Raw genomic sequence first — 375 nt, 5'->3', positions numbered from 1 at the left:
GAGTATTACCGATATACGATACCCGCATACTGAGATTTTTAATACCTAATTAGTTAAACACATTCATCTAACTTTGTCAAGTATTTTTATTCAACTTCTAATTTCTAGTTGAATTGGTCGGGGTGACAGGGATCGAACCTGCGACCTCATGGTCCCAAACCACGCGCGCTCCCATCTGCGCTACACCCCGGTAAAATGGTGCGTGTTAAGAGATTCGAACTCCTGGCCCACGCCTTAGAAGGGCGTTGCTCTATCCAGCTGAGCTAAACACGCATTTACCAAAGAACGTTTATTATTTTAAAACATTTCTTTAATTATGTCAAGCTTTTTTTCAAAGCTTTTTTGGAGCGGGTAGTGGGAATCGAACCCACCTTT

General features: G+C 41.9%; 2 tRNA genes. Both read right to left on the bottom strand.

The window, feature by feature from the left end:
- Window positions 1–114 precede the first annotated feature (114 nt).
- A tRNA-Pro gene (locus HMPREF0216_RS15020) sits at window positions 115–190 on the bottom strand.
- A 6-nt stretch (window positions 191–196) separates the two neighbouring features.
- Window positions 197–273: transfer RNA gene (locus tag HMPREF0216_RS15015), tRNA-Arg, on the bottom strand.
- Window positions 274–375 lie beyond the last annotated feature (102 nt).

The organism is Clostridium celatum DSM 1785 (assembly GCF_000320405.1).
Classification (GTDB): Bacteria; Bacillota; Clostridia; order Clostridiales; family Clostridiaceae; genus Clostridium; species Clostridium celatum.
Note: the sequence above shows the minus strand (reverse complement) of the source record. Positions and strands in the feature narration are given on the sequence as shown.